29 protein-coding genes are annotated in these 24910 nt (G+C 67.9%); 18 read left to right on the top strand and 11 right to left on the bottom strand.

Annotated elements, in window-relative coordinates; translation table 11 throughout:
* Nucleotides 1-4: 4 nt before the first annotated feature.
* The 7 genes from AVL48_RS29120 (at nt 5) to hisS (ending at nt 5827) form a co-directional block, all read left to right on the top strand.
* The gene (locus AVL48_RS29120; RefSeq protein ID WP_061983494.1) at nt 5-457 is read left to right on the top strand and encodes a flavodoxin family protein; all 453 of its coding nucleotides are present in this window, start codon (nt 5-7) and stop codon (nt 455-457) included.
* A gap of 344 nt (nt 458-801) precedes the next feature.
* The gene (locus AVL48_RS29115; RefSeq protein ID WP_061983575.1) at nt 802-1197 is read left to right on the top strand and encodes a helix-turn-helix domain-containing protein; all 396 of its coding nucleotides are present in this window, start codon (nt 802-804) and stop codon (nt 1195-1197) included.
* Nucleotides 1194-1715 carry a hypothetical protein gene (locus AVL48_RS29110; RefSeq protein WP_061983493.1) on the top strand — a complete coding sequence of 174 codons (522 nt, stop codon included), beginning with the start codon at nt 1194-1196 and terminating at the stop codon, nt 1713-1715. Before AVL48_RS29115 ends, AVL48_RS29110 begins: the two co-directional genes overlap by 4 nt.
* Entirely contained in the window at nt 1712-2845 is a 1134-nt protein-coding gene (locus AVL48_RS29105) for an MAB_1171c family putative transporter (RefSeq protein ID WP_061983492.1), read from the top strand. The genes AVL48_RS29110 and AVL48_RS29105 overlap by 4 nt, the downstream gene beginning before the upstream one ends.
* The gene (locus AVL48_RS29100) at nt 2842-4026 is read left to right on the top strand and encodes an amidohydrolase family protein (RefSeq protein ID WP_061983491.1); all 1185 of its coding nucleotides are present in this window, start codon (nt 2842-2844) and stop codon (nt 4024-4026) included. Before AVL48_RS29105 ends, AVL48_RS29100 begins: the two co-directional genes overlap by 4 nt.
* An 88-nt stretch (nt 4027-4114) precedes the next feature.
* Entirely contained in the window at nt 4115-4504 is a 390-nt protein-coding gene (locus AVL48_RS29095; protein WP_061983490.1) for a hypothetical protein, read from the top strand.
* Nucleotides 4505-4540: 36 nt separating this feature from the next.
* Nucleotides 4541-5827, top strand: a complete 1287-nt coding sequence (hisS, locus tag AVL48_RS29090; RefSeq protein WP_061983489.1) for a histidine--tRNA ligase — start codon at nt 4541-4543, stop codon at nt 5825-5827.
* A 75-nt stretch (nt 5828-5902) separates the two neighbouring features.
* On the opposite strand, the gene AVL48_RS29085 is transcribed toward hisS, so the two are convergent.
* From AVL48_RS29085 to AVL48_RS29075, 3 genes are read right to left on the bottom strand one after another with little or no spacing between them, the layout of a single operon-like run.
* The gene (locus AVL48_RS29085; protein WP_082857786.1) at nt 5903-6904 is read right to left on the bottom strand and encodes an aldo/keto reductase; all 1002 of its coding nucleotides are present in this window, start codon (nt 6902-6904) and stop codon (nt 5903-5905) included.
* A gap of 26 nt (nt 6905-6930) precedes the next feature.
* Nucleotides 6931-7914 carry an aldo/keto reductase gene (locus AVL48_RS29080; protein ID WP_061983488.1) on the bottom strand — a complete coding sequence of 328 codons (984 nt, stop codon included), beginning with the start codon at nt 7912-7914 and terminating at the stop codon, nt 6931-6933.
* On the bottom strand, nt 7911-8312 hold the full coding sequence (locus AVL48_RS29075) for a MerR family transcriptional regulator (protein WP_061983487.1): 402 nt from the start codon (nt 8310-8312) through the stop codon (nt 7911-7913). The genes AVL48_RS29080 and AVL48_RS29075 overlap by 4 nt, the downstream gene beginning before the upstream one ends.
* 84 nt (nt 8313-8396) lie before the next feature.
* Between AVL48_RS29075 and AVL48_RS29070 the strand changes: the two genes are divergently transcribed.
* Complete coding sequence (locus tag AVL48_RS29070; protein ID WP_061983486.1) at nt 8397-8990, top strand: TetR/AcrR family transcriptional regulator; 594 nt, start codon at nt 8397-8399, stop codon at nt 8988-8990.
* Between the two features lie 172 nt (nt 8991-9162).
* Here the strand turns inward: AVL48_RS29070 and upp are convergent, their stop codons facing one another.
* On the bottom strand, nt 9163-9786 hold the full coding sequence (upp, locus tag AVL48_RS29065; protein ID WP_061983485.1) for a uracil phosphoribosyltransferase: 624 nt from the start codon (nt 9784-9786) through the stop codon (nt 9163-9165).
* A gap of 18 nt (nt 9787-9804) precedes the next feature.
* On the bottom strand, nt 9805-10248 hold the full coding sequence (locus AVL48_RS29060) for a protein-tyrosine phosphatase family protein (protein WP_061983484.1): 444 nt from the start codon (nt 10246-10248) through the stop codon (nt 9805-9807).
* Nucleotides 10249-10353: 105 nt separating this feature from the next.
* Here AVL48_RS29060 and AVL48_RS29055 point away from each other — a divergent pair, with 105 nt between their 5' ends.
* Genes AVL48_RS29055 through AVL48_RS29035 form a run of 5 tightly spaced genes read left to right on the top strand, consistent with a single transcriptional unit; the run spans nt 10354 to nt 15437 of the window.
* Complete coding sequence (locus AVL48_RS29055) at nt 10354-10965, top strand: DUF1707 SHOCT-like domain-containing protein (RefSeq protein WP_061983483.1); 612 nt, start codon at nt 10354-10356, stop codon at nt 10963-10965.
* Between the two features lie 21 nt (nt 10966-10986).
* Nucleotides 10987-12147, top strand: coding sequence for a serine hydrolase domain-containing protein (locus tag AVL48_RS29050; RefSeq protein WP_061983482.1), 1161 nt, complete (start codon nt 10987-10989; stop codon nt 12145-12147).
* A gap of 19 nt (nt 12148-12166) precedes the next feature.
* A complete protein-coding gene (deoC, locus tag AVL48_RS29045) occupies nt 12167-13141 on the top strand; it encodes a deoxyribose-phosphate aldolase (protein ID WP_061983481.1) in 975 nt (324 codons plus the stop codon).
* A gap of 3 nt (nt 13142-13144) precedes the next feature.
* Nucleotides 13145-14578 carry an aldehyde dehydrogenase family protein gene (locus tag AVL48_RS29040; RefSeq protein ID WP_061983480.1) on the top strand — a complete coding sequence of 478 codons (1434 nt, stop codon included), beginning with the start codon at nt 13145-13147 and terminating at the stop codon, nt 14576-14578.
* Nucleotides 14571-15437: an aldehyde dehydrogenase family protein gene (locus AVL48_RS29035; RefSeq protein WP_061983479.1), complete on the top strand. Its 867-nt coding sequence runs from the start codon at nt 14571-14573 to the stop codon at nt 15435-15437. The genes AVL48_RS29040 and AVL48_RS29035 overlap by 8 nt, the downstream gene beginning before the upstream one ends.
* Nucleotides 15438-15528: 91 nt before the next feature.
* Here AVL48_RS29035 and AVL48_RS29030 read toward each other — a convergent pair whose 3' ends face one another.
* On the bottom strand, nt 15529-16170 hold the full coding sequence (locus tag AVL48_RS29030) for a TetR/AcrR family transcriptional regulator (protein WP_061983478.1): 642 nt from the start codon (nt 16168-16170) through the stop codon (nt 15529-15531).
* A gap of 218 nt (nt 16171-16388) precedes the next feature.
* Here AVL48_RS29030 and AVL48_RS29025 point away from each other — a divergent pair, with 218 nt between their 5' ends.
* Both AVL48_RS29025 and AVL48_RS29020 read left to right on the top strand, forming a co-directional pair.
* Nucleotides 16389-17603: a cytochrome P450 gene (locus AVL48_RS29025; protein WP_061983477.1), complete on the top strand. Its 1215-nt coding sequence runs from the start codon at nt 16389-16391 to the stop codon at nt 17601-17603.
* 8 nt (nt 17604-17611) lie between these two features.
* A complete protein-coding gene (locus AVL48_RS29020; RefSeq protein WP_061983476.1) occupies nt 17612-17809 on the top strand; it encodes a ferredoxin in 198 nt (65 codons plus the stop codon).
* A gap of 50 nt (nt 17810-17859) precedes the next feature.
* Here the strand turns inward: AVL48_RS29020 and AVL48_RS29015 are convergent, their stop codons facing one another.
* The 4 genes from AVL48_RS29015 to AVL48_RS29000 are packed head-to-tail and all read right to left on the bottom strand — an operon-like array spanning nt 17860 to nt 21944.
* Entirely contained in the window at nt 17860-18675 is an 816-nt protein-coding gene (locus AVL48_RS29015; protein ID WP_061983475.1) for a carbohydrate ABC transporter permease, read from the bottom strand.
* Nucleotides 18672-19607, bottom strand: a complete 936-nt coding sequence (locus AVL48_RS29010) for a carbohydrate ABC transporter permease (RefSeq protein ID WP_061983474.1) — start codon at nt 19605-19607, stop codon at nt 18672-18674. Before AVL48_RS29010 ends, AVL48_RS29015 begins: the two co-directional genes overlap by 4 nt.
* On the bottom strand, nt 19607-20947 hold the full coding sequence (locus tag AVL48_RS29005) for an ABC transporter substrate-binding protein (protein WP_061983473.1): 1341 nt from the start codon (nt 20945-20947) through the stop codon (nt 19607-19609). The genes AVL48_RS29010 and AVL48_RS29005 overlap by 1 nt, the downstream gene beginning before the upstream one ends.
* Nucleotides 20940-21944, bottom strand: a complete 1005-nt coding sequence (locus AVL48_RS29000; protein WP_061983472.1) for a zinc-dependent alcohol dehydrogenase family protein — start codon at nt 21942-21944, stop codon at nt 20940-20942. The genes AVL48_RS29005 and AVL48_RS29000 overlap by 8 nt, the downstream gene beginning before the upstream one ends.
* A gap of 127 nt (nt 21945-22071) precedes the next feature.
* Between AVL48_RS29000 and AVL48_RS28995 the strand changes: the two genes are divergently transcribed.
* A complete protein-coding gene (locus AVL48_RS28995) occupies nt 22072-23052 on the top strand; it encodes a sugar-binding transcriptional regulator (protein ID WP_061983471.1) in 981 nt (326 codons plus the stop codon).
* A 92-nt stretch (nt 23053-23144) separates the two neighbouring features.
* Here AVL48_RS28995 and AVL48_RS28990 read toward each other — a convergent pair whose 3' ends face one another.
* Nucleotides 23145-23510 carry a winged helix-turn-helix transcriptional regulator gene (locus tag AVL48_RS28990; protein ID WP_061983470.1) on the bottom strand — a complete coding sequence of 122 codons (366 nt, stop codon included), beginning with the start codon at nt 23508-23510 and terminating at the stop codon, nt 23145-23147.
* A 45-nt stretch (nt 23511-23555) separates the two neighbouring features.
* On the opposite strand from AVL48_RS28990, the gene AVL48_RS28985 reads away from it, so the two are divergent.
* Both AVL48_RS28985 and AVL48_RS28980 read left to right on the top strand, forming a co-directional pair.
* A complete protein-coding gene (locus tag AVL48_RS28985; RefSeq protein WP_425266113.1) occupies nt 23556-24182 on the top strand; it encodes an NADPH-dependent F420 reductase in 627 nt (208 codons plus the stop codon).
* 54 nt (nt 24183-24236) lie between these two features.
* Complete coding sequence (locus AVL48_RS28980; protein ID WP_143104645.1) at nt 24237-24893, top strand: hypothetical protein; 657 nt, start codon at nt 24237-24239, stop codon at nt 24891-24893.
* Nucleotides 24894-24910: the final 17 nt, after the last annotated feature.

The raw sequence follows: 24910 nt of genomic DNA, 5'->3' as shown, positions 1-24910 counted from the left end.
GTCCATGGCGAAGCTGCTGATCGTCCACCACACGCCGTCGCCCTCGACGCAGGCGATGTTCGAGGCCGTGCTCTCCGGCGCGAAGCATCCGGACATCGAGGGCGTCGACGTCGTGCGCCGTCCGGCGCTGGCCGCGACGGTGCCCGACGTCCTCGAAGCCGACGGATACCTGCTCGGCACTCCGGCGAACCTCGGTTACATGTCGGGGGCGCTGAAGCACTTCTTCGACACCGTCTATTACCCGTGCCTGGACGCCACGCGGGGACGCCCGTTCGGGTTCTTCGTGCACGGCAACAACGACACCGCGGGAACCGTGCGCGGGATCGAGAGCATCACCACCGGCCTCGGCTGGGAACTCGCCGCCGCCCCGGTGCTCGTCACCGGCGAACCGGGCAAAGCGGAGCTGGAGGCTTGTTTCGAACTCGGCGGCACCCTCGCCGCGCGTTTAGTCCTCTGAATGCGAAAGACCCCGGAAAAGTAAGGGGCCTGTCACCGGAAGCCCTGGGGGTCGACCTCCGGCAACAGGCCTAAGCCAAGGGTTCGCCGTAATGGCGATCGACCTTGACTACCGCAGCGTACTACACCCGGCACGATCTTGTGCACCCACCTGGAAAAACGCCTCTCACTCCGTAGTCCGTGCACCCCCAGGGCACAGATTCCGGAGAGAGAGGCCTGGGCACGGTCCGAAACCGCTTGACAACTGTAAACCACTGCATACAGGCGCTGTCAACAGCTGCGGACAGGGCGGATCGCGTTACACTCCCACTACGGAACGGGACGATGAAAAACGAACGGGGGGTCATGTCGCCGCACCAGACCTTCGCCGAGAAACTCAGCGCGCTGATCGATTCGGTGCGCGCCGACGAGGGTGCCCCGCACAGTTATCGCGAACTGTCCGCGGCGATCGACCGCGCGGGCGGCCCCGCGATGTCGCCCGCGTATCTCCAGCAGCTCGCCACCGGCAAGCGGATCAATCCGAAGATCCACTACGTCGAGGCTCTCGCGAGGCTCTTCGGCGTCCCGGTCACCTACTTCTTCGACGACCAGGAACCGCAACCCGTCGGAGAGGCGAAGCTCATGGCCATGCGCGCGCAGGAGCTTTCCCCGCAGGGCCGACGCCAGGTCATGGACCTGCTGGAACTCGTCGAACGGTACGAACGTGCCGCCGAACGTGACCGGCCTGGCGAAAGCCGATGAAGGAACGCGAGCTCCGCAAACGCTGCCGGAAGATGCTGAACAAGCTCGACATCGAACCGCCGCTCGACGTCGGCGTGCTGTGCGAGCGGCTCGGCGATCAGCGGGGCAGGCCGATCCGGCTGATGCCGTATCCGCTGGAGGTGCCCGGCCCGTTCGGTTGCTGGATCGCCACCTCGACGGCGGACTACATCTTCTTCCAGCAGGAGACCACGAAGTCCCATCAGGATCACATCATCCTGCACGAACTCGGGCACATGCTCGCCGATCACCACCCCGGCGGCGACGCCGAACCCGCCGACTTCCTGCGCGGCCCGGCACCGGACCTCGACGGCGACGCCGTCCATCGCGCGTTACGCCGCACTTCCTACGATGAGGCGCACGAATGGGAAGCCGAGACCGTGGCGACCATCATCCTCGAATGGGCGTCGGTCTTGAACTACACGATCCCCCGTCGCGCCGACGACGATGACGTCCGCCGCGTCCAAGGCGCGCTGGGCGACCATCAAGGGTGGCTGTGAACGCGCTGTTCTCTCCCGTCAACATCGTGGCGATGGCGCTGTTCGCGACCGCGCTCGCCTGGCGGATCTACCAGACGTACCGGGCGCCGCGGGTGCTCCCGAACTGGGCGATCACCGTCACGATCGTCTGTGTCGCCGGTTCGTTCCTCGCCCAGCAGAAGGTCATCTCCGGCTGGCTCGACGGGCTGGCAGGCAAGGGCACCGGACGTCTGGTCAACAACGTTCTGCTCGCCTTCGGGGTCTGCGCGCTGTTGCTCGTCTTCCTCGGCTCCGCGCTGGGTCCGCGCAGGCCACGACGGGTCCTCTTCGAACTGGTCCCGCTGTCCGGCGCGATCGCGCTGATGCTGGTCGCCATGGCCATCACCCCGCCGGAGAAACGCGGGCTCGCGCTGAGCCCGAAACTCGTGCACGAGCCCGGTGTCGCGCTGTTCTACCTCGGGGCGGGGCTGTACCTGATCTACGGCCTCGCCGCCTGTGCCTGGTGGATCTTCCGGTACATCCGTACCGCGGACCGGCATCTGCGGACCGGGTTGAAACTCGGCGCCGCCGGACTGATCTGCCTGTCGGCGGGCAGCGTCTTCCGCGCGCTCTACATCGTCATCGCCTGGGCGTTCGGGCCGTCGGTCCCGATTCTGCTCACCGTCGCCGTCCCGCTGGTGATCCTCGGCATCGTGCTCTTCCTCGCGGGCATCACCTATCCCGGCGCCCGCGCCCGGTTCGCCGCGCTGCGCCGCCGTCGCCAGCATCGGCTCCACCACGAGCGGCTCACCCCCCTCTGGACCGTGCTGGCCGAGATCTATCCGAACATCGTGCTCCGGAGCACGCCTCAGGGGCCGTGGGAGCGCTGGCGCCCGCGCACGGTCCATCGCCATTACTACCGCCGGGTGATCGAGATCCGGGACGGACTCGTGCAGCTGAGCCCATATCTCGAAACCGACCTCACCGCGCTCGCCGTCGACGACCCCTTGGCGGCGGCGGAGGCACTGAAGACGGCGATCGCCAGGCAAGCCGCCGGTGAAGAGACCGACGGGCGGGCGAAACTCGTGCTTCCCGGCGGTGGCGCGGACATCGAATCCGACGTGCGGCCGTTGCTCGCGCTTTCGGCCGCGATCTCCCGGAACGAGGCATGACCTTGCAGCTTTTGCTGACAGCGAGCCGGATCCTGCCGCGGCCGAGCACGCCCGTGGAAGACGGCGCCGTTCTCGTCGACGGCGACCGGATCCTCGCGGCCGGCCCGCGCGCGGAGGTCGCCGCACAGGCGTCACCGGACGCCGAAAAGCTCGACTTCCCCGGCGCGACACTGCTGCCGGGCCTGTTCAACGCCCACGTACACCTGGCTTTCGACGCCACCCGCGAGATGCTTCCGAACTTCCTGGCGAGCGACGACGCCGCCTTGCGCGCGGGCGCGCGGGAACGCCTGGCTCAGCTGTTGCGCGGCGGGGTCACGACGGTGCGGGACCTCGGCGATCGGAACGCCCTCGGCGCGCGGGTCCGGGCGGAACTCGAAACCGAAGGCGTGACGGCCCCGCGTCTGCTGACCGCGGGCGCCCCGCTGACCGTCCCAGGTGGACACTGCCATTTCTTCGGCGGCGAGGTCGACGACGACGACGCCATCCGCGGGTTGATCGACGCGAACGCGGCCGCGGGCGCCGACGTCGTCAAGGTGATGGCCGGCGGTGGCCAGATCACCGAAGGCGGCGCGGACATGTGGGAATCCCAGTTCGACGTTCGCGCGCTCCGTCTGATCGTCGACCACGCGGCACGCCACGGGCTTCCGGTCGCCGCGCACGCCCATGGCGCCGACGCGATCGAGGCGTCGGTCGAAGCCGGGGTCCGCACGATCGAGCACTGCACCTGGATGACCGGGCCGCAGCGGCAGGACAGACGCGAAGGCGTCGCCAAGCGGATGGCCGCCGAAGGTATCGCGGCGTGTTCGACCAGCAGCCGCAACTGGCGGATGCTGGCCGAGCGCATGGGCGAGGAGCTGGCGAAGAACGTCTACGGACGGCTGTCCTGGCTGGAGGAGCTGGGCGTCCCGCTGCTAGCCGGGACGGACGCCGGACTGCCCGGTTCGGTCTTCGACGATCCCGTCGGCGCGCTCGAACTCTACGAATGGCTGGGCTTCGGCCGTCGCCGGATCCTGGAGATCGCGACCGAGGACAGCGCCGCCGGGCTCGGGCTCGGCGACGTCACCGGACGGCTCGCTCCCGGTCTGAGCGCCGACGTCCTGGTCGTCGACGGCGATCCGCTCGCCGACCTGTCCGCCCTGCGGCACGTCCGTCTGGTCCTCGCACGCGGTTCCCGAGCCTGATTCCCGAAAGTGGGACACCCACTTTGATGACATCGTTTTAAAACAGTGTTATCTTTGCCTTCGTCTCCACCCCACGAAGGGAAGAACCATGGAAGGCCCGATCAGACTGTTCACGGCGATCGCGCTCGTTTCGCTGCCGACGGTGATGTACGGCGGCTACGCGCTGATGGGCGTCCTGCGCGAGAAGAAACTGACCGAGCACCAGCGCGGGATGTTCCGCGCCGGCCATGCCCACGCCGGTGTCCTGCTGGTACTGGCGCTGGTCGCGCTGCAGATCCTCGGACAGACCGGGCTCTCGGTCACCGCGCGGTGGATCGTCTGCTTCCTGCTGCTGTTCGGCGTCCTCGCCCAGTCCGGCGGCTTCTTCCTGCACCTGGCGCCGGGCAAGGGCGAACTCGGCGGACGGGTCACCGGTGCCGGAGCGGTCCTGCTCGGAGCGGCGATCCTGACCACCGCGTACGGCGTGGCCTTCCCCTGACAAAACCGCCGGAGGCGGCTCGTTAAGCTTGCTGACGTGCCTGAATACCTGCCGACAGCCCCGGTCAAGGGGACCCGCGACTTCCTGCCCGCCGAGATGTCCGTCCGGACGCAGGTGTTCGGCCATCTCTACGACGTGCTCGAACTCCGCGGCTTCCTCCGCTACGACGGGCCGATCCTCGAACCCGCCGAGATCTACGAACGGAAGTCCGGGCAGGAGATCGCGGACCAGCAGCTGTACACGCTGACCACCAAGGGCGGCGAGCGGCTCGCGCTGCGTCCGGAGATGACGCCGTCGGTCGCCAGGATGATCGCGGGCAACGCGAAGTCGCTGCAGTTCCCGGTGCGCTGGTACAGCCACCCGAACTGCCACCGCTACGAACGGCCGCAGCGTGGCCGGGTCCGCGAGCACTGGCAGATCAACGCGGACATCTTCGGTTCGGACAGCGCGAACTCCGAGATCGAGATCTTCGAGCTCATCCACGACATGATGGGCGCGCTCGGGGCCACCCCGGAGATGTTCCAGGTGCGGGCCAACGACCGGAACCTGCTGTCGTCGGCGCTCACCGACATCGTCGGGGTGACGCCCGAGCAGTTGCCGCAGGTGTTCACCCTGGTGGACCGCTGGGAGAAGGCGGACCGCACGAAGCTGAGCGACAGCGCGGCCGAAGCTGGCCTGACCGACAAGCAGTTCGAGAAACTGACCGAGATCCTGTCGTCCGGCACGGCTTTGCTCGACGAGCTTCCGGAGCAGGTCAAGGAGAACTCGAACCTGGTGAAGGTGCTCGCCGGCGGCGCCGCGGACCTGATCGAATTCGATCCGATGATCGTGCGCGGGCTCGCGTACTACACGTCGACCGTGTTCGAGGTCTTCGACACCTCACCGGAGAACCGCCGGGCCCTCTTCGGCGGCGGCCGGTACAGCGACCTGGCGTCGATGTTCACGTCGCAGCAGATCCCCGGGATCGGCTTCGGCATGGGCGACGTCACGCTGATCGACTTCCTCGACACCCACGAACTGACGCCGAAACCGCGCAGCGAAGCCGATGTCGTGGTGATCCCGGTGGTCGAAGAGCTCACCGACGCCGCGCGCGACGTCGCCGGGCGGCTGCGCAAGGCCGGTCTGCGGACGTCCACGCCCATCGAGCTCCGCAAGCTGGGCAAGGAACTCACCCGGGCCGACAAGTCCGGGGCGCGGGCCGTGGTCATCGTCGGCCAGGAGGACTGGGACGCCGGGAACGTGACGGTCCGCAGCCTCGCCACCCGCGAGCAGCGGACCGTGACCGTCGACGAAGCGGTTTCGACGGTCACTTCCCTGCTCTGAACCTGAGTTCCGTGAAGGCCTCCTTCCCTACCCTCAAGGTAGGGAAGGAGGCCTTCACGGAACTCGCCGAACCCCTCAGCGCGACAGCAGCTTCATGCCCTCGTCGGGATAGCGCTGCCCGGCCACCGCGTCGGCCGGTACCGCTTCTTCGATCTCGGCCATGTCTTCAACCGTCAGCTTCAAGCCGACAGCCGCGACGTTCTCTTCGAGGTACTTGCGCCGCTTCGTACCCGGGATCGGCACGACGTCCTCGCCTTGCGCCTGCACCCACGCCAGCGCCAGCTGCCCCGCGGTGACCCCCTTTCGCTCGGCGAGGGCCCGCAGCGCCTCGACGATCGCCAGGTTCCGCTCGAGGTTCCCGTCGGCGAAGCGCGGTTGCGCCGCCTGCCGGAAGTCACCCTCGGCGAAGTCCTCTTTGGACTTGAAACGGCCGGTGAGGAACCCGCGCCCGAGCGGCGAATACGGCACCAGGCCGATGCCCAGCTCGCGGCAGACTCCGGCGACCTCGTCCTCGATGTCGCGTGACCACAGCGACCATTCCGTCTGCACCGCCGTCACCGGATGCACGGCGTGCGCCCGCCGGATCGTCTCCGGACCGGCTTCGGACAAGCCGATGTGCCGGATCTTCCCCTGCTCGACCAGGGAGGACAGCGCCCCCGCGGTCTCCTCGATCGGCACGTTCGGGTCGACCCGGTGCTGGTAGTACAGATCGATGTGGTCGACGTTCAGCCTGCGCAGCGAGGCCTCGACCTGTTGCCGCACATAGAACTCGTCGCCCCGGATCCCGCGCTTGCCGGGGTCGGCCTCGTCGCGCACGATGCCGAATTTGGTGGCGAGCACGACCTTGTCCCGCTTGCCAGCCAGCGCGCGGCCGACCAGTTCCTCGTTGCGGCCGAAGCCGTACATGTCCGCCGTGTCGATCAGGGTCACGCCCAGCTCGATCGCGCGATGGATCGTCGCGATCGATTCGGCTTCGTCACCTTGGCCGTAGAACTCGCTCATGCCCATGCAGCCGAGCCCCTGCGCACCGACTTCCAGTGTGCCGAGCCTGCGAATGGGCAGCATCGAACCCGTCATGTTCTCTCTCGCAATTCTTGATGAAGTTACTTACCCGCGGCTCGGGCGAGCCGCTCCGGGTAACGTTCGCCGGCGATCGCTTCGACCGGCGCGGCCTTCTCGATGGCCTCGATGTCCACTTCGGACAGTTCCAGTCCGGCGGCCGCCACGTTCTCTTCGAGGTACTTGCGCCGCTTGGTGCCCGGGATCGGCACGACGTCGTCGCCCTGTGACTGCACCCAAGCGAGCGCCAGCTGACCCGCCGTCACGCCCTTCTCCGCCGCCAGCGCGCGCAGCGCCTCGACGATCGCCATGTTCCGCTCGAAGTTGCCTTCGGCGAACCGCGGCAGATTGCGGCGCATGTCGTCTTCCGGCAGATCCTTCACCGACTTCACACTTCCGGTGAGGAATCCGCGACCGAGCGGCGAGAACGGCACGATGCCGATCCCCAGCTCGCGAGCGGTCGAAAGGATCTCGCCTTCGATGCCGCGAGTCCACAGTGACCATTCACTCTGCAGGGCCGTGACCGGGTGGACGGCGTGCGCGCGCCGGATCGTCTCGGCGCTCGCCTCGGAGATACCGGCGAACCGGATCTTTCCCTCGTCCACCAGTCCCGCGAGCGCGCCCCAGGTCTCCTCGACCGGCGTGTTCGGGTCGACCCGGTGCTGGTAGTACAGATCGATGTGGTCGACGTTGAGCCTGCGAAGGGATTCTTCGCAGCTCTTCTTGACGTAAGCGGCGTCCCCGCGGGCGGACATCCCGCCGTCCTTGTCCCAGATGATGCCGAACTTGGTCGCCAGCACCACCTGGTCCCGCTTGCCCTCGATCGCCCGGCCGACCAGTTCTTCGTTCGCGCCCGCCCCATAGACATCGGCGGTGTCGAGCAGGGTGACGCCCAGGTCGAGCGCGCGGTGGACGGTGGCGATCGACTCCGTGTCGTCGTCCCGGACGCCGTAGGCCTGGCTCATCCCCATGCAGCCGAGTCCTTGCGCCCCGACTTCCAGACCGCCGAGCCTCCTGGTGCTGATCACGCTGAAATTCCCTCCATGGTGGCTCCGGTGCCGAGCACCTTGCGCTCCACCTGGTCGTAGTGGTCGATCTTGTAGTCGAGGATGGCGAGGCAGGTCTGCAGCTCGGCGATCCGGTCGGCGACCGATTTGCGCTGGTCGACGAGGATCGCCTTGCGCCGTCCCGCGCTCGCCGCGCCGTGGTGGCGCAGTGAGGCGTACTCCCGCATGCGTTTGATGGGCATGCCCGTCAACCGCAGCTTGGTCAGGAACCCCAGCCACCCGAGATCCTCATCGGTGTAGGCGCGGCGCCCCGCGGCGTCCCGTGCCGGGGGCTCGACGAGTTTGATGCGCTCGTAGTACCTGAGGGTGTCGATGGACAACCCGCTACGTCGCGCGGCTTCCGCTATCGAGTAGCTCATGTCGTCGACAGTACGACCTGGAGTGCGCTCCAGGTCAACTCCGAATCCGAGCGATTGATAACAGCGTTGCGATACGCTCGGAGCATGCCACGCCCCAGGACGCACGACGAGAACCTCCGGCTGAAGCTACTGGACCGCGCCGGTGAGCTCATCTCGGCCGACGGCCCGAAGGCGCTCAGCCTCCGCAAGCTGGCCGCCGACGTCGGCACGTCCACCACCGCCGTCTATTCCCTCTTCGGCGGGAAGACCGATCTGGTCAGCGCCCTCTTTTCCGAGGGCTTCCGGCGCTTCGGCCTCCGGATGTCCGGCGTTTCGCGCACCGGCGACCCGGTCGAGGACCTCGTGCGGCTCGGCGTCGCCTATCGCGAAAGCGCACTGGCCGACCCGCATCTCTACGCGATCATGTTCACGAGGTCGGTCCCGGGTTTCGAGCCGGCGGAGGAGATGTCCGAGCAGGCGCGCGCCACGCTGGCGCCCCTGGAGGAGACGATCCGCGAGGCCGTCGCCGACGGCGTCTTCGCCGAAGTCCCGCCCGAGGTCGTCATCGTGAGCTGCTGGGGGCTCGTGCACGGCCTGGTGTCGCTGGAGCTGAACGGGAACCTGCCGGAGGAGTTCACCGTGAGCGAGGCCTACGAGACCGCGCTGCGGGCGAACGCCTCCGGCTGGCTGCGCCGCTGACGACTCGCGCTCAGCGGGCTAAACGCGACCCGGGGCGTCGAGCTGGGCCGCGTTCGCTCGGTTGACAGTCCGTGAAGGCCTCCTTGCTTACCTTCAGCGTAGGGAAGGAGGCCTTCACTACCGCGCGAACCGGCCGGATCGCGTTTAGCGGGCTAAACGCGATCCGGGGCGGTCAGACGGCGCCGTACTGCCGGTCACCAGCATCCCCGAGGCCGGGCACGATGAAGCCGGAGTCGTTGAGCCGCTCGTCGATGCTCGCGGTCACCACCCGCAGCGGCAGCCCGGTCTTCTCCAGGTGCTCGATGCCCTCGGGCGCCGCGAGCGCGCAGATCGCGGTGACGTCGGTGGCGCCCCGGTCGATGAGCAACCGGATCGTGTACTCCATCGAGCCGCCGGTCGCCAGCATCGGGTCGAGGACCATCACCGGCCGCTCGGCGAGCGATTCGGGCAGTGACTCCAGATACGGCGTCGGCTTGAGCGTCTCTTCGTCGCGGGCGAGGCCGACGAAACCCATCTGGGCGTCGGGGATCAGCTTGTGCGCCTGATCCGCCATCCCGAGCCCCGCCCGGAGCACCGGCACCAGCAGTGGCGGACTCGCCAGCGCGTAGCCGTCGGTGCGTGCCACCGGCGTATGGATGCGCTCGATCCGCACGGGCATGTCGCGCGTGGCTTCGTAGACCAGCATGACGGTCAGTTCGTGCAGCGCCGCGCGGAAGGCGGCGCTGTCGGTGCGCGCGTCGCGCATGGTGGAGAGCCTGGCCTTGGCCAGCGGGTGATCAACGACGTGCACATCCATGCCGGTCAATTTAGTCCGTCAGGTCTGCCGCGCGAACCAGCCGACCCAGCGGCGCTGCCACGGCATCTCCACCGAACGTTCGTGGTGGTTCGCCCGCGCCCACGCGACGGCCTCCTCGGCGGACAGCCCGGAAAGCGTGGCCAAGCAGGAGAGCACCGTCCCGGTCCGCCCCACCCCGCCGTAACAGGCGACCTCGACGTTCTCGCCCGCCGCGGCCCGGCCGTGCAGGGCCACGATCTGCCGCCGCGCCTCCGCCCGGTCCATCGGCAGCAGGAAGTCGGGCCAGCGGATCCACTCGTGGTCCCAGTCCAGCTTGTGGTCGTGTTTCCGGCGCAGCTTCGCGCCGCCCAAGTAAAGGCCGAAATCCGGCGTCGGCCCCTCCGGCCAGTGACGGCCCAGGCCCCGTCCGCGTACTTTGACGCCGTCCGGCAGTTCGATCGCACCGAGTAGTGAGTTCCCCATCACGGCAGAATCCCACTGTCGGCCAAAAGATGGACGCCCGGCCCTCTCGGCAGCGCTAGGCTCCTGCGCGTGAGCGAAGAGCCCTCCCTACCCGGACCCGATCAGATGCGCATTTCCGACGCCGACCGTGAGCAGGTCGCGCAGGTGCTGCACACGGCGATGTCCGAGGGGCGCATCACCATCAACGAACTGGAAGAACGGCTCACCACCGTCTACGCGGCCAAAACCGTCGGCGACCTCAAGCCGGTCACCGCGGATCTGCCTCGGCAGTCCAGGTCCGCGATCGAACCGTCGACCTCGCGCGCGCTCGGCCTGCCCGACGACCGCATCGGCGGGCACCCCGGCTCCGGCGCGTCGATCGCCGTCCTGTCCGGCGCGTCGCGCAAGGGCAGCTGGGTGGTCCCGCCGCAGCACAACAGCTTCGCGTTCTGGGGTGGCACCGAACTCGACCTGCGGCACGCGCGGTTCGCCGAGAAACATTCGACGATCACCGCGGTCGCGATCATGGGCGGGATCGACATCATCGTGCCCGACGACATCAACGTGGACGTCACCGGAATCGGCTTCATGGGCGCCTTCGAGCTGGAGGACCGCGCCGGGACGCCCGCGGCGCCGCCGACAGCGCCGACGGTGAAGATCACCGGCCTGGCGTTCTGGGGCGGCGTCGTCGTGAAGCGGAAACCGCGTAAGAAGGACACACCCGAACTGGAAGCCTGATCTGGACTGGGGGTTCACCGCATGCGCCGAAGTTTCGTCGCGATCGCTTGTGCCGCACTGCTTTCCGTCACCGCCATCCCGGCGGCCGCCGCCGAAAAGGCCGACCCGCGCCAGCGGGCGATGGACGCGGCCGTCGCCGCGGGTATCCCCGGCATGGTCGCCGTCGCCGACGATTTCCGCGGCGTCAGCGGCGTCGCGAACATCGACCGACCGGGCAAACCGAACGCCGCAGGCCGCTGGCGGGTCGCGAGTGTGTCCAAGGTGTTCGTCGCGACGCTGGTCCTTCAGCTCGTGGCCGAAAACCGCGTGGGACTGGACGAACCCGTCCAGCGCTACCTGCCGGGGCTCTTGCCGTACCCGGAGCCGGTCACCGTCCGCCAGCTGCTGCAGCACACCAGCGGACTCCCGCGTGACCTGCACCCCGAGGACACCTGGACGACGTGGCCGGAAGTCGACACCGAACGCTTCGAGCACTTCGGCAGTGAAGACCAGATCCGGCTGAGCACGTCGAAGCAGCCGCTGCAGTTCAAGCCCGGCACCAGCTGGGCGTACTCCAACACCGGCTACAACGTCCTCGGCCTGCTCGTCGAAAAGACCACCCGGAAACCGCTCGAACGGGTGCTGGCCGAGCGCGTCACCCGGCCGCTTCACCTGCTCGACACCTCGCTCCCCCGCGACTTCCCGTTCCTGCTCCGCCCGGCCGCCCACGGCTACGAGCAGCTGTACGACGCGCCGCGCGGCCTCACCGACGTCACCACCTACAACTACTCGCGCTACTTCGGCGCGGGCGGCATCGTGTCCTCGGGCAAGGACCTCAACCGCTTCTTCGAGGCGCTGTTCGGCGGCCGTCTGCTTCCCGCCGACCTGATGACGCAGATGAAGAAGACGGTCCCGGTCGGCGGCGGCATGGAGTACGGCCTCGGCTTGATGAAGCTGAACCTCAAGACCGCGGGCGCCTGCGCCGAGGACATCTCCATCTGGGGCCACGGCGGCGACCTGCCGGGCTTCCACACCCTCAGCTTCCACGACGACTCCGGCAAGAACATCTCCACGCTGGCCACGGTGGACCTCACCGCGTCACCGGACGCCGCGCTCAAGCGCCAGCTCCCGATGATCAGCGAGTTCTGCGCGCCGGTGGTGTCCGCCCGCGCCGCCGCCCAGGCCCCGGTGCCCAGCCTGTAGGCCGCCTACACTCACCTGTATGACAGCTACGACCAGCTCGTCAGCGGCGACGGCCACCCCGTCGCCGCTGGCGGACGCGACTCGCGACGAGGCGAGCCTGCGCCGGTTTCTGCACGGGCTGCCTGGTGTCGACCAGGTCGGCGTCGAGCAGCGGGCGGCGGGCCTCGGCACGCGCAGCATCAAGAAGGCCGCCAAGCTCTGGGCGATCGACACCGCCATCTCGATGGTCGACTTGACGACCCTCGAAGGCGCCGACACCCGCGGCAAGGTCCGCGCGCTCGCCGCGAAGGCCATGCGGCCGGACCCGGACCGGCCGGACACGCCGAAGGTCGCGGCCGTCTGCGTGTACCCGGACATGGTCGAGACGGCTGTCGAGGCACTGCGCGGCACCGGCATCCACGTCGCGAGTGTCGCCACCGGTTTCCCGGCGGGCCGCACGAGCCGCGAGATCAAGCTGGCCGATACCAAGATCGCCGTCGACGCCGGTGCCGCGGAGATCGACATGGTGATCGACCGCGGCGCCTTCCTGGAGGGCCGCTTCATGGCGGTCTTCGAGGAGATCCAGGCCATCAAGGCCGCCTGTGGCGACGCGCATCTGAAGGTCATCCTCGAGACCGGTGAGCTGGCCACCTACGACAACGTCCGCCGCGCGTCCTGGCTCGCGCTGCTGGCCGGTGGCGACTTCATCAAGACCTCCACCGGCAAGGTCTCGCCCGCCGCGACGCTGCCGGTCACGCACGTGATGCTGCAGGCTGTACGCGACTGGTTCGTCCAGACCGGTGAACTGCGCGGCGTCAAACCCGCCGGCGGCATCCGGACGACCAAGGACGCGATCAAGTACCTGGTCGCGGTGCACGAGGTCGCCGGCGAGCAGTGGCTGACCCCGGACCTGTTCCGGTTCGGCGCGTCCAGCCTGCTCAACGACCTCCTGCTGCAGCGCCGCACCCAGGCCGACGGCCACTACAGCGGTCCCGACTACGTGACGGTGGACTGATCCATGGGCATCTTCGAGTACGCGCCCGCGCCCGAATCGCGCGACCTCGCGAACCTCAAACCGCATTACCGGCCGTTCGTCGACGGCGAGTTCGTCGACGGCTCGGGTGAGCCGCTCAAGACGATCAACCCGGCCACCGAAGAGGTGCTCGCCGAGGTCGGCACCGCGTCGGTGTCCGATGTGGACACCGCGGTGAAGGCCGCGCGCAAGGCCTACAACGGCGTCTGGGCCAAGATGCCGGGCTCCGAACGCGCCAAGTACCTCTTCCGCATCGCCCGGCTGATCCAGGAACGGTCGCGGGAACTGGCCGTGCTGGAAAGCCTCGACAACGGCAAGCCGATCAAGGAATCGCGCGATTCCGACGTGCCGACGGCCGCCGCGCACTTCTTCTACCACGCGGGCTGGGCCGACAAGCTCGACTACGCGGGCTACGGCCCGAACCCGCGGCCGCTGGGGGTCGCCGGTCAGGTCATCCCGTGGAACTTCCCGCTGCTCATGCTCGCGTGGAAGATCGCGCCCGCGCTGGCCACCGGCAACACCGTGGTGCTCAAGCCGGCGGAGACCACGCCGCTGACCGCGCTCGTGTTCGCGGAGATCTGCCAGCAGGCCGACCTCCCGCCCGGCGTGGTCAACATCCTGCCCGGCGCCGGGGACATCGGCGCCGCGCTGGTGGGCCACGGCGACGTCGACAAGGTCGCGTTCACCGGATCGACCGAGGTCGGCAAGGCCATCCAGCGGCAGATCGCGGGCAGCGCGAAGAAGCTGACGCTCGAACTGGGCGGCAAGGCGGCGAACGTCGTCTTCGATGACGCCCCGCTGGACCAGGCCGTCGAGGGGATCGTCAACGGGATCTTCTTCAACCAGGGCCACGTCTGCTGCGCGGGCTCGCGGCTGCTGGTGCAGGAGTCCATCGCCGAGGAGGTGCTCGAAAAGCTCCGCTACCGCGTTTCGACGCTGCGGCTGGGCGACCCGCTGGACAAGAACACCGACATCGGCGCGATCAACTCCGCCGAGCAGCTCGCGAAGATCAAGGGCCTCGTGGAATCCGGCGACGCCGAAGGCGCGGAGCGCTGGACCAGCCCGTGCCCGGTTCCCGAACGCGGATTCTTCTTCGCTCCCACGGTGTTCTCGGACGTGCAGCAGTCGATGCGCATCGCCCGCGAGGAGATCTTCGGGCCGGTCCTGTCGGTGCTGACCTTCCGCACGCCGGAGGAGGCCGTCACCAAGGCGAACAACACGCCGTACGGGCTCTCCGCCGGAATCTGGACCGAGAAGGGCTCGCGCATCTTGTGGATGGCGAACCAGCTCCGCGCCGGCGTCGTCTGGGCCAACACGTTCAACCGCTTCGATCCCGCCGCGCCGTTCGGCGGCTACCAGGAGTCGGGTTTCGGCCGCGAAGGCGGACGCACCGGACTGGAGGCCTACCTCGATGTCTGACCGTATTTCGGTGGCGAAGACCTACAAGCTCTACCTCGGCGGCAAGTTCCCCCGCTCGGAGTCGGGCCGCGTGTACCCGGTCACCGACAGCAAGGGCAAGTTCCTCGCCAACGCCTCGCACGCTTCCCGCAAGGACGTCCGTGACGCGGTTTCCGCCGCGCGCAAGGCTTTCGGCGGCTGGTCGGCGGCGACCGCCTACAACCGCGGCCAGGTACTCTACCGGGTCGCGGAGATGCTGGAAGGTCGCCGCGAGCAGTTCATCGCGGAGGTCGCCGCGTCCGAAGGCATCGCGGCGAAGAAGGCACAGTCCCTTGTGGACGCTTCGATCGACCGCTGGGTCTGGTACGCGGGCTGGACGGACAAGATCGCGACCGTGCTCGGCGGGGCCAACCCGGTCGCGGGTCCGTACTTCTCCTTCACCGTGCCCGAGCCGACCGGTGTCGTCGGTGTGCTGGCGCCGCAGCAGTCGTCGTTGCTGGGTCTGGTGAGCGTGCTCGCCCCGGTGCTGGCGACGGGCTCGACGACGGTGGTCGTCTCCAGCGCGGAGCGGCCGCTGCCCGCGATCACCCTGTCGGAGGTCCTGGCGACGTCCGACCTGCCGGGCGGGGTGGCGAACATCCTGACGGGCCGGGCTTCGGAGCTGGGTCCGTGGCTGGCCTCGCACGGAGACGTCAACGCTCTCGACCCGACAGGCGCGGAGCCGTCCGCCCGGGCGGACCTGGCGCGTGACGCCGCGGGCACCGTGAAGCGTGTCCTGACCGTGCCGGACGCCGAGCCGGACTGGACGGCCGACGCCGACATCGCGCGACTGCGCCGGTACCTGGAGGCGAAGACCGTCTGGCACCCGCTGGGCGTCTAGCCACTTCCCGCATTTAGTCCTCTAAATGCGGTCTTGCCGTGAAGGCCTCCTTCCCTACTTTGAGGGTAGGGAAGGAGGCCTTCACGGACTTTCAGCCACTCGGGTCCAGGTCGGCGCTGGTCAGCGCCCGGCCCGGCAAGGCCTCGTTCCGCCCGGCCCGCAAGCCGTCGATCATGATCCCGATGCAGCGCCGGGTCGCCATCCGCGCGACTTCTTTGCCCTTACTGGGCATCTGCCGCAGCAACATCGCGAACAACATCGCGACATCGCCGGTGGCGACGTCCGTCCGCAGCTTGCCCTCCGCCTGCGCGCCCTGGACGAAGTCGCCCAGCACCACCAGCAGGTCGTCCCGCAAGGCCTTGATCGCGGGATCGCTCTTCAGGATCGCCAGCGCCCGCTGCGACACCATCGCGAGCTGGACGCTCAGCTGAAGTTCCATCGATTGGTGCAGCAGCCGGATCAGCGCGTCCCAATTCGAGGACTCCTGGTCTTTCGCCGCCTTCGCGTCCTTGAGGACCTTGTCGAAGTTGTCGACGGCGACCGCCCGGATCAGCGCGTCCCGATCGGGGAATCGCCGGTAAAGCGTGCCGACGCCGACGCCTGCCGCGCGCGCGATCTCTTCCATCGGGACCTCGGCGCCTTGGGCTGCGAAGATCTCCCTCGCGGCGGCCAGGATCTGATCCCGGTTCCGGCGCGCGTCGGCGCGCAAGCGGGTCTCGGGGTCGGCTGCCATGTCCTCCCCCTTTCAAGGGTGCTTCGGCGCCGTGATTCTCGCACGGACGAACGCGCGCTTCACGCTTCCCGACGGACCACCCCTTCGCGAGTGGACGACCCGCCTCCACTTGAGTACCTTGGGTGACATAAGCGGAATAAAACCATCCGCATATGTTTTGGGGCCCTCTGTCCGAAATAGCACCCGACTCACCCGACACCCGGGGAAGGACAAACCCGATGACCGACGTCGAGGAAACCACCGCAACTCTGCCGCTGGCGCGGAAGTGTCCGTTTTCGCCGCCTCCGGAGTATGAAAAGCTTCGCGAGGAAAGTCCGGTTTCGCGGGTCAGCCTGCCTTCCGGGCAGACGGCGTGGGCACTGACCAGGCTCGAAGACATCCGCGAAATGCTGAGCAGCCCGCATTTCAGCTCCGACCGGCAGAATCCGTCGTTCCCGTTGCTGGTGGCGCGGCAGATCCGGCGCGAGGACAAGCCTTTCCGGCCGTCCCTCATCGCGATGGACCCACCGGAACACGGCCGGGCCAGGCGGGACGTCGTCGGCGAATTCACCGTCAAGCGGATGAAGGCATTGCAGCCGCGCATCCAGCAGATCGTCGACGAACACATCGACGCCCTGCTCGCCGGTCCCAAACCCGCCGATCTCGTCACGGCGCTTTCGCTGCCGGTGCCGTCACTGGTCATCTGCGAACTGCTCGGCGTCCCCTATTCGGACCACGAGTTCTTCCAATCCTGCAGTTCCAGGATGCTCAGCCGGGAGGTCACCGCCGAAGAACGGATGACCGCGTTCGAGCAGCTCGAGAGCTATCTCGACGAACTCGTCACCAAGAAGGAAGCGAACGCCACCGAGGACGACCTCCTCGGCCGTCAGATCCTGAAGCAGCGGGAAACGGGCGAAGCCGACCACGTCGAACTCGTCGGATTGGCGTTCCTGCTGCTCATCGCCGGGCACGAGACGACGGCGAACATGATCTCGCTCGGCACGGTGACGTTGCTGGAGAACCCCGATCAGCTCGCCAAGATCAAGGCCGACCCCGGCAAGACGCTCCCCGCGATCGAGGAGCTCCTTCGCGTCTTCACGATCGCGGAGACGGCCACCTCGCGCTTCGCCACGGCCGACGTCGAGATCGGCGGCACGCTCATCCGCGCCGGTGAGGGCGTGGTCGGGCTGAGCAACGCCGGCAACCACGACCCGGCGGGTTTCGAGAACCCCGACGCCTTCGACATCGAACGCGGCGCACGGCACCATGTGGCGTTCGGCTTCGGGGCGCACCAGTGTCTCGGCCAGAATCTGGCGCGGATGGAACTTCAGATCGTGTTCGATACGTTGTTCCGGCGTATCCCGGACATCCGGGTCGCCGTTCCGGTCGACGATCTGCCGTTCAAGCACGATTCGTCGATCTACGGCCTCCACGCGCTTCCGGTCACCTGGTAGGAGGAGCCATGAAGATCATCGCGGACGCCGGTAGGTGTGTGGGCGCGGGCCAGTGCGTACTCACCGATCCCGATCTGTTCGATCAGAGCGAGGACGACGGGACGGTCATCGTGCTGGTCCCGGAACCTCAGGGGGGCGACGCGGAGCAGAACGCGCGCACCGCCGCGCACATCTGCCCGAGCCAGGCGATCTCGCTCGCCGAGTAGGCACGGAAAGGGCCGGTCCTGCGCGGACCGGCCCTTTCCGTTGTCCCGGGCTACTTGACCGCGCCCATGGACAGGCCGCGGACGAGGTGGTTCTGCGCGATCCACCCGACGATCATCACCGGCAGCGACGCGAGCAGGGCGGCGGCGGACAGCTGCGCCCAGTACAGCCCTTCGCTGGTGATGAACCCGACCAGGAACACCGGAACGGTCCCCGCCCTCGCGGCGGTGAGGTTGACCGAGTAGAAGAATTCGGTCCACGAGAAGATCACGCAGATCAGCGCGGTCGCGGCCACCCCCGGCGCGACGACCGGCATGATGATCTTCCGCAGCAGCACCGGCAGGGTCGCGCCGTCGATCCGGGCGGCTTCGATCATCTCGTGCGGCACTTCGAGGAAGAACGACCGCATCATCCAGATGGCCAGCGGCAGGTTCATCGAGGTGTACAGGATGATCAGCGCCCAGACGTTGTCGAGCAGCCGCGTGTTCTGCGAGATCACGTAGAGCGGGATGATCGCCGCCACGATCGGCAGCATCTTCGTCGACAGGAAGAAGCCGAGCGCGTTGCTCGTCCCCTTCACCGGCGCCAGCGAGAGCGCGTACGCCGCCGGGATGCCCAGCAGCAGCACGAACACCGTCGACACGATGGTCACGAACGCGGAGTTCGAGAGGTACGGCAGAAATCCGCGTTCGAGGACGCCGGCGAACTGGTCGAGCGTCGGGGTGAAGAACAGGCGTGGCGGATCGGTGTAGGCGTCGGCCTCCTGTTTGAAGGCCGTGAGGATCATCCACAGCAGCGGGAACACGAACAGGATCGCGATCACCCACGTCGTGACCGTCAGCGCGCCCGGGCCGAAGCGGCTTTTCATTTCACGCCTCCCTGGACCGAGAACGTGCGGAACATCAGCCGCAGCGCGAAGGTCGCGACGATCATCGTCAGGATCACGACGATGACGCCCATCGCGGACGACTGCCCGATGTCGAAACCTTGGAACGCGCGCTGATAGATGTAGAAGGGCAGGTTCGTGCTCGCCGTGCCCGGACCGCCCTGTGTCATCAGGAAGATCGCGTCGAAGCTGTTCACGATGTAGATCGCCCCCAGCAGGGTCGCCAGCTGCAGGAACCGGCTCAGATGCGGCAACGTGATCGAGGTGAACGTCCGCCAGCGGCCCGCCCCGTCGACGGCCGCGGCCTCCAGCACGTCCTTGGGCTGGCTCTGCAGCCCGGCCAGGATCAGCAGCATCATGAACGGCGTCCACTGCCAGACCACCTGTGCCATCACCGCCGCGAGCGGGAACTCCGAAAGCCAGTCGACGTCCGTGCCGAACACGAAATGCAGCAGGCCGTACGTCGGGTCGAACATGGTCGTCTTCCACAGCAGCGCGCCCGCCGCGGGCAGGATGAGGAACGGCGTGATCAGCAACGTCCGGACCACCCCTCGGCCGAGGAACTTGCGGTCCAGCAGGATCGCCAGCCCCAGACCGAGCAGCAGCGAGAAGAAGACACAGACGACCGTGAGCACGACGGTGTTCAGCAACGCCCCGAGGAACGTCGAATCGGCGAAGACGTCGATGTAGTTCCGCAATCCGACGAAATGCCGTGAGCCGGGCCGCACCAGGTTCCACGACTGGAACGAGTAGAACACCGTCAGCAGGAACGGCAACTGAGTCACCGCGACGACGAACAGCAAGGCGGGCAACAGCGGCAGCCGTCGTTTGAACGGCGTATCGGTACCGCGCTTCGGAGCCGCCGTCTTGGCGTGGGCGGGCTCGGTGCGGGCAGGAGCGGAGAGCGTGGCCATCACCGCACCTCCTGATACGACTTGCCGACGGTCTGCGCGTACTCCTGCGCCTGCTTCAAGGCTTCGTCCACGGTGATCTGTCCCGCGATCGCCGCCGAAAGCTGCTGGCTCACGCGAGTACCGAGATCCTGGAACTCCGGGATGCCGACGAACTGGATTCCGGGGTAGGGCACCGGATTCGCCATCGCCTTCCGCTGGTCGGCGTCCGCGATCCCGTCCAGCGTCGGCTGCGCGTACGCCTTGGCGGCTTCGCGGTACTGCGGGATGTCGTAGGTCGACTTCCGCACACCCGGCGGGACGCGGTTCCAGTCGCCGAACTCCTGGGCGACCCGCCGCACGTAGGCCTTGTCCGTCATCCAGGACATGAACTTGAAGGCGGCGTCCTTGTCTTTGGCGACCTTGGGGATCGCCAGCGCCCAGGTGTAGAGCCAGCCGCTCGCCTGCGTCTTCTCCACCGGGGCCGGGGCGTAACCGGACTTCCCGACGACCTTGCTGGCCGACGGGTCCTCGTTCGTACCCGCCATGACCGTCGCGTCGTACCACATCGCGGCCTGGCCCTGGGTGTACCGCGTGCCGCATTCGGAGAAGCCCGCGCTGGACGCGCCGACCTCACCGTGCTGCCGTACCAGGTTCACGTAGAACTCCGCGGCGGCCTTGAACTCCGGACTGTCCAGCTTCGCGTTCCAGTCCTCGTCGAACCATTGAGCGCCGAAGGTGTTGGCGACCGTGGTGAACGGCGCGAGGCTCTCGCCCCAACCCGGCTTGCCGCGCAGGCAGATCCCCGCGACCCCCTTCGCCTTGTCGTCGAGTTTCGCCGCGAACTCCGCGATCTGCGACCACGTCGGCCTGGCGGGCATCGTGAGGCCGGCCTGTTCGAACAGATCCTTGCGGTAGGCCAGGAACGACGATTCGCCGTAGAACGGCAGCGCGTAAAGGGAACCGTTGTGCGACAGGGATTCCTTGATACTGGGGATGAAGTCGGCCGAGTCGTACGAGGGATTCGCCGCGATATGCGGTTCGAGATTTTCGAGCCAGCCGTTCGCGGCCCACTGCGGCGCCTCGTAGTTGCTGATCATGACGACGTCGAACTCGCCGCCTTCGGTGGCCGTCGACGCGGTGATCTTCGCGCGGGCCTGGTTTTCCGGCAGTGACACGAATTTGAGGGTGATGCCGGGATTCGCCTTCTCGAACTCCCCGGAGAGGGCGATGGCGTCCTTCATCTGCGGGTTCGCGACGATCGCGACGACGAGCGTCCGGTCACCGTTCCCGAGCGCGCCCGCCCCGGCGCATGCGGTCAGGGTCAGCAAAAGAACCGCGAGCAGAGCGGCTGCTTTACGCACTTTCGCCTCCCGGTAGCACCTGGACCTTCAGTCCGGCACCGCTGCGCATGAGGGCGAGCGCGTCGGGGTACCGCTCCAGCGGCAGGGTGTCGGTCAGGAGCGCGCCGGTGTCGATGGCGCCGTCGGCGACGAGGTCGAGCGCGGCGCCGTAGCTGTTCATGACGGCCATCGAGCCGACGACGGTGATCTCGTCGTTGTAGATTCTGAACGGCGAAAGCGCGACGCGTGCTTCGGCGGGCGCGACCCCGAAGACCAGTAGACGGCCTCCGCGCTGAAGCGAGTCGAAAGCGGCTTCGATGGCGGGCGCGGCGCCGGTGCAGTCCGCCGCGGCGTCGAACTTCTCGTCGTCCAGGTCCTTCACGTCACCCGCGACGGCGACCGCGCCGAGGTCCATGGCCCGGCCGAGCCGTGAGGTGTTGCGATCGACCACCGTGACGTGGGCACCCGCCCGCTGCAGCAATTGCTGCATGATCAGCCCCATCGTGCCCGCGCCGACGACGAGGAACCGCTCCCCCGCCTCCACACCGATCCGGCGCACCCCGTGGACGGCGCAGGAAACCGGTTCGACCAACGCGCCCTGTTCCCAGGTCATCGTGTCCGGCATCCGGTAGCAGTTGGCGGAGGGAACGGCGACGTATTCGGCGAAAGCGCCGTTCACGGTGTCCCCGGTCGCGTTCCAGTTCTCGCAGAGGTTGCCGCGACCGGACCGGCAAGGCTTGCAGTAACCGCAGAACAGTGACGGATCGACGGCGACCCGGTCGCCGATCCGCCAGCCACCAGGCACGTCCGCGCCGAGTTCGACGATTTCGCCGGCGAACTCGTGGCCGGGGACGATCGGATACGGCGTGGGCGGGAAGTGCCCGTCGGCGATGTGGAGGTCGGTACCGCAGATCCCGCAGGCACCGACCTTGACGACGACCTGGCGATCCCCCGGTTTCGGATCGGGTACCTCGCCGACCCTGATCTCCCCGGGCTTGTCCACGATCGCGGCACGCATGCCAGCTCCTCTTCTCCGCTCAGATGAGCGGGATGGGCCTATGCTTCAGACTGCATGTTCAGGCATGGTGAACTTTTCCCTGGTGTTACGTCAACCTTTCGCTGAGATTTCGCGTTATAGTGCTCATATGAGCGGTAAGAAGCAGGATCCCGGCCTGGTGGAGTCGTTGCGCCTGGCCGCGGTGGCCCGGCGGTTCTACGACCAGGGCGCGTCGAAACTCGAGATCGCCGACGAGTTCGGCATCAGCCGCTTCAAGGTCGCCCGGATGCTCGACGCGGCCAGGGAAAGCGGCATCGTCAAGTTCGAGTACCACCTGCCCGCGCCGGTGGATCTGGTGTTGTCCGAGAAGATCCGCACCGCGTACCGGCTGGACCGGGTACTCGTGCTCGAACGAGCGCCGGAGCCGGAGTCTCGCGAAGTGGCCCGGCGGAAGATCGGAACCCTCGCCGCCCGGCTCCTGACCGAAATCATCACTCCGGGCGACGTCCTCGGCCTGTCCTGGGCGCGTTCCGTGAACGCGATGACCGACGCCATCAAGTCGCTGCCGCGCTGTCCGGTCGTGCAACTGTGCGGGGTCCAGGCGGGGATGGACATGCGGGACCGGTCGGTGGAGACGGTCAGCCGGGTCGCCTCCGTCTCCGGCGGACAGGCGTACCCGATCTTCGGCCCGCTCGTCCTCCCCGACCGCCGCACCACCGAGACGTTGCGACGCCAGCCAGGGATCGCGGAGACCTTCGGGCAGTTCAAGAACCTGACCAAGGCGGTCGTCAGCATCGGCGCGTGGAAACCCGAGGAGTCGACGGTCTACGACGCGCTCGACGAAGCCGAGCGCGGTGCCATAGCGAAACGCGGCGCCAAAGCCGAAGTGTCCGCGCGGCTCTTCGACGCCGACGGCACCCCGATGTCCACCGGACTGGCCCACCACGTCCTGGCCATCAGCGCCGAGGAGCTACTGGCCGTTCCCGAGGTGATCGCGCTGGGCTACACCGAACCGAAGGCCGAAGCGATAGACGCCGTGCTCCGCTCCGGCATGGTCTCGACGCTGATCACCGATGCCGCCGCCGCGCTCCCGCTGCTCAAGCTGGCGGAGGCCCGCCCGCCCGCTTAGCCCTTGAGGGACTCGTCTTCGGTTACCACCACCCTCGCGCAAGTCCGAGCAAGGCCGCAGGCCACGAGTAGGTACCTGAAAGAAGTCCCGCACTAACCCTTATCGCCACTCACGGGACCCACGGCTTTGTCCTGCGCCGCCAGGACGTCGTCACCGTGCCGGTACGCCCACTCCCCGAAGGCCTCGATCGGCCCCAGGAGGCTGGCCCCGAGGTCCGTAAGCGAGTACTCGACCTTCGCCGTCCGCCCGCAGTCACGCCTGCTGACCAGGCCGTTGAACTCCAGCCGCCGGACCGTTTCGGTGAGCACCTTCGTCGAGATCCCGCCCAGCCGTCGTCGCAACTCGGCGGGCCGCAGGGCGCCGTCCCGCAAGGCCCAGAGCACGACCGGGTTCCACGTGTTCGCCATCAGGTCGAAGGCGAGCCGGGCGCGGCAGTCCGCGAGGAAGACGTCGTTCATGGGACCTCCGGTAACCACTTGGTATCCGCGCCGTTTTCTACGGTCGTGCTTGTCCTCGATCTTAAGGAGCAAGACATGCGTATCGGCATTTTCGGCGCGGGCGGGATGGCGGCGGCACTCGGTGGCCAGTGGGCCGCCGCCGGGCACGAGGTGATGGTCGCCGCCCGCGACCAGGCCAAGGCGGCCGAGATCTCCCCGAAAGTGGGAACCTGGTCCGAAATCGCTCGCACGAGTGAGGTGATCCTCCTCGCCGTCCCCGCCGCGTCGGTAGCCGAAGTCGTGGCCGCGGCGGGGGATCTCAGCGGGAAGGTACTGATCGACTGCACCAACGCGGTCGGTCCCGGCGCCCGGCTCACGGTCCCCGACCAAGCCGCCGGGATCGCGCTCTCGGCGAAGGACGCGCACGTGGTCAAGGCGTTCAACCTGTGCGCCGTGGACGTCTGGCGGATGACTCCGCCGGTGTTCGGCGGCCGTCCGCTCGCCGTGCCGATCTGCGGCTCGCCGGAAGCGGTCGCCACGGTGAGTTCACTGGTCCGCGACCTCGGGTGCACGCCACTGAACGCCGGCGGGCTCGACCGGGCGAAGCTCATGGAGGCGACGATGGCGTTCATGGTCGGGCTGTGGTTCGACGGCCACGACGCCCAAGCCTGCTTCCCGCCCCTTCCGGTGTGATTTCAGGGTCGTCCCCGATGCGCCGGGGTGGGTGCGCGGGCGAACCTGTGCGGCGTGAGAAAGCAACGATGGCGCCGGATGACCGTGTGGCTGCACGTCGTCACGTCGGTGGGCTGGATGGGACAGGCCTTGGCCCTGTTCACCCTGTTGGCGATCAGCCGGGCGACCGAAGACGGCGAGATCCGCGTCGCCGCGACGTCGATGGCGCACGAGATCGACACCCTCCTGCTGGCCCCGCTCGCCAACGCGTCGGCCTTCACCGGCTTCATGCTCGCCGCGGGGACGGCCTGGGGGTTCACCCGGCATTGGTGGGTGCTGGCGAAGTTCGTGATCACGCTCGTCCAGCTCTACGCCGGGATCTTCCTGCTGTCCGGCGCTTTGCAGGACTCCGTGGCGGCGGCGCGGACCGGCGAGCAGGCTCCGGTGGCGCTGGTGGCCGGGACCGCGTTGATGGCGAGCGCGATCGCGTTCCAGGCGTGGCTCTCGATCGCGAAACCGTGGGGCAAGGCCCGCTCCGGCGGGAAGTTGCCGACGGCGCCGACGTGGGTGTTCGTCGCCGCCGTCGCCGCTCCGCTCGCCGACATCACGGCCGGCCTGCTCCTCGGTTTCCCGTTGCCCGCGCTCTCGCTGATCGTGCTGATCGTTCAGCTGGTCCGGCGCCGTCGTCAGCTTCGCCCCACCCCGGCCGAGGTCCCGGCACCGGCGCTATGAAAGGTCCTTTCCTGGCG

This window comes from Amycolatopsis regifaucium, from assembly GCF_001613935.1.
Classification (GTDB): Bacteria; Actinomycetota; Actinomycetes; order Mycobacteriales; family Pseudonocardiaceae; genus Amycolatopsis; species Amycolatopsis regifaucium.
Note: the sequence above shows the minus strand (reverse complement) of the source record. Positions and strands in the feature narration are given on the sequence as shown.

Excerpts from the sequence above, each read along its gene's own strand:
- AVL48_RS29120 (WP_061983494.1), top strand. The coding sequence starts at position 5 with ATGGCGAAGCTGCTGATCGTCCACCACACGCCGTCGCCCTCGACGCAG.
- AVL48_RS29115 (WP_061983575.1), top strand. The coding sequence starts at position 802 with ATGTCGCCGCACCAGACCTTCGCCGAGAAACTCAGCGCGCTGATCGAT.
- AVL48_RS29110 (WP_061983493.1), top strand. The coding sequence starts at position 1,194 with ATGAAGGAACGCGAGCTCCGCAAACGCTGCCGGAAGATGCTGAACAAG.
- AVL48_RS29100 (WP_061983491.1), top strand. The coding sequence starts at position 2,842 with ATGACCTTGCAGCTTTTGCTGACAGCGAGCCGGATCCTGCCGCGGCCG.
- AVL48_RS29095 (WP_061983490.1), top strand. The coding sequence starts at position 4,115 with ATGGAAGGCCCGATCAGACTGTTCACGGCGATCGCGCTCGTTTCGCTG.
- AVL48_RS29085 (WP_082857786.1), bottom strand. The coding sequence starts at position 6,904 with ATGACGGGTTCGATGCTGCCCATTCGCAGGCTCGGCACACTGGAAGTC.
- AVL48_RS29075 (WP_061983487.1), bottom strand. The coding sequence starts at position 8,312 with ATGAGCTACTCGATAGCGGAAGCCGCGCGACGTAGCGGGTTGTCCATC.
- AVL48_RS29070 (WP_061983486.1), top strand. The coding sequence starts at position 8,397 with ATGCCACGCCCCAGGACGCACGACGAGAACCTCCGGCTGAAGCTACTG.
- upp (WP_061983485.1), bottom strand. The coding sequence starts at position 9,786 with ATGGATGTGCACGTCGTTGATCACCCGCTGGCCAAGGCCAGGCTCTCC.
- AVL48_RS29060 (WP_061983484.1), bottom strand. The coding sequence starts at position 10,248 with ATGGGGAACTCACTACTCGGTGCGATCGAACTGCCGGACGGCGTCAAA.
- AVL48_RS29055 (WP_061983483.1), top strand. The coding sequence starts at position 10,354 with ATGCGCATTTCCGACGCCGACCGTGAGCAGGTCGCGCAGGTGCTGCAC.
- AVL48_RS29050 (WP_061983482.1), top strand. The coding sequence starts at position 10,987 with ATGCGCCGAAGTTTCGTCGCGATCGCTTGTGCCGCACTGCTTTCCGTC.
- deoC (WP_061983481.1), top strand. The coding sequence starts at position 12,167 with ATGACAGCTACGACCAGCTCGTCAGCGGCGACGGCCACCCCGTCGCCG.
- AVL48_RS29040 (WP_061983480.1), top strand. The coding sequence starts at position 13,145 with ATGGGCATCTTCGAGTACGCGCCCGCGCCCGAATCGCGCGACCTCGCG.
- AVL48_RS29035 (WP_061983479.1), top strand. The coding sequence starts at position 14,571 with ATGTCTGACCGTATTTCGGTGGCGAAGACCTACAAGCTCTACCTCGGC.
- AVL48_RS29030 (WP_061983478.1), bottom strand. The coding sequence starts at position 16,170 with ATGGCAGCCGACCCCGAGACCCGCTTGCGCGCCGACGCGCGCCGGAAC.
- AVL48_RS29025 (WP_061983477.1), top strand. The coding sequence starts at position 16,389 with ATGACCGACGTCGAGGAAACCACCGCAACTCTGCCGCTGGCGCGGAAG.
- AVL48_RS29020 (WP_061983476.1), top strand. The coding sequence starts at position 17,612 with ATGAAGATCATCGCGGACGCCGGTAGGTGTGTGGGCGCGGGCCAGTGC.
- AVL48_RS29015 (WP_061983475.1), bottom strand. The coding sequence starts at position 18,675 with ATGAAAAGCCGCTTCGGCCCGGGCGCGCTGACGGTCACGACGTGGGTG.
- AVL48_RS29010 (WP_061983474.1), bottom strand. The coding sequence starts at position 19,607 with ATGGCCACGCTCTCCGCTCCTGCCCGCACCGAGCCCGCCCACGCCAAG.
- AVL48_RS29000 (WP_061983472.1), bottom strand. The coding sequence starts at position 21,944 with ATGCGTGCCGCGATCGTGGACAAGCCCGGGGAGATCAGGGTCGGCGAG.
- AVL48_RS28995 (WP_061983471.1), top strand. The coding sequence starts at position 22,072 with ATGAGCGGTAAGAAGCAGGATCCCGGCCTGGTGGAGTCGTTGCGCCTG.
- AVL48_RS28990 (WP_061983470.1), bottom strand. The coding sequence starts at position 23,510 with ATGAACGACGTCTTCCTCGCGGACTGCCGCGCCCGGCTCGCCTTCGAC.